The organism is Paenibacillus sp. AR247, from assembly GCF_002968895.1.
Classification (GTDB): domain Bacteria; phylum Bacillota; class Bacilli; order Paenibacillales; family Paenibacillaceae; genus Paenibacillus_AQ; species Paenibacillus_AQ favisporus.
Map to the genome: position 1 here is coordinate 242,990 of NZ_PCZT01000020.1, position 1,194 is coordinate 244,183.

Consider the following 1,194-nt stretch of genomic DNA (forward strand, 5'->3'; position numbering starts at 1 on the left):
TATACAGCCATTGCGCCAAGGCTGCCGAGCTGGAAGACATCATCAGCCAGCATCAGGATGAGGAGAAATGGCTGGACCAGTTTATCGAAGCGATGTACACCGGCACGATCTGCAAGAAGGGCGCCTTGTACGTCTACGACCGCGACCCGGAAGAAGAAGCGTGGCAGCCGTTCGCCAATCTGCTGAAAAGCGTCAATTACGTCGAATACGAAGTGTTCAAGCATTTCCGCGGGCTGGATGAGAAAAGCCGCAGCACCCTGCTGCGCAAATCGTCCCGCCGAGATGCCGAGCTGACCGCTTCGGAGGATATCACCCCGCTGCTCACCAAGCTGGAGGAGCTGTCGGCGACCTTCCTGGAAGCCCGCGACCGTCTCGAATACGAGAAGGTGGAGCTGGCGGACGGGGAAGACCGCTATCAGTTCTACAGACAGATTTCTTCCAAGCTGAACGATATCCGCAGAAGGCTGAAGTAAGCGATGAACGGTATTTTAGAGCGGTTTGCATCCAGCTATGCCGCAGCCCAGGAGAGCCTGACGGGTAAGGGAGACGACCAGAGCAGCATCCATTACCCGGCGGTGCTTCTGTTTATCGGCGACAAGACGGCGGACGCCATCGGACTGATCATGAAGATCCACCGGCAAAAGTGGGATAACAGCGCCGGAGTGACGTATTTCCATGTCGGCACGGTGTCCGGCAGCGACCGGGGGGCAGCCGCTTCAGACGAGACCCAAGGCACTTTGGCGTCCATGGCCTCCCAGGAAAGTCATGCGAATGGACGGTTCGAAGCCAAAGAGTACGGGTTCGGCGAAGTGCGCTCCGAAGACGGCGGCTCCTTGCTGAGCCGGTTTCTGTTGGACGACTCCGCTGTGCCGGGTGATCCCAAAACGATACGCAAAGAGCTGCACCGGGCGTTCTACCGGAATGAAAAGCAGTTGTTCGAGCTGAATAAGGCGATCCGCCGGCTAGAGTCTCATATTGCGGGCTACGGCCGGATGTATTCCTCGTTCGACCGGATCCATCTCTCTGTCATTACGCGGGTCGACGACCCGCTTAATGTGTTCATCCGGAAATTTCGCTGCTTGCCCAGTCGATCTTCAGCCAGTCCTTCAAGTCGGTTCAGATGGACCTGTACGCGCTGATCAGCGAACGGGAGCAGCTGGAGTCGTTCGGATATGCCAGCTCGGCGGGGATGGG

At 57.8% G+C, this 1,194-nt stretch carries 1 protein-coding gene and 1 pseudogene; both read left to right on the forward strand.

Translation table 11 applies throughout. From position 1 onward, the window contains the following. A pseudogene (locus CPT76_RS28220) lies at positions 1 to 473 on the forward strand (tubulin-like doman-containing protein); the annotation flags it as partial. 3 nt (positions 474 to 476) lie between these two features. After that, positions 477 to 1,139 (forward strand): hypothetical protein, encoded by a 663-nt coding sequence (locus tag CPT76_RS28225; RefSeq protein ID WP_105445236.1) that lies wholly within the window; start codon positions 477 to 479, stop codon positions 1,137 to 1,139. Positions 1,140 to 1,194: the final 55 nt, after the last annotated feature.

Coding starts and splice junctions, on each gene's coding strand:
- CPT76_RS28225 (WP_105445236.1), top strand. CDS start 477: ATGAACGGTATTTTAGAGCGGTTTGCATCCAGCTATGCCGCAGCCCAG.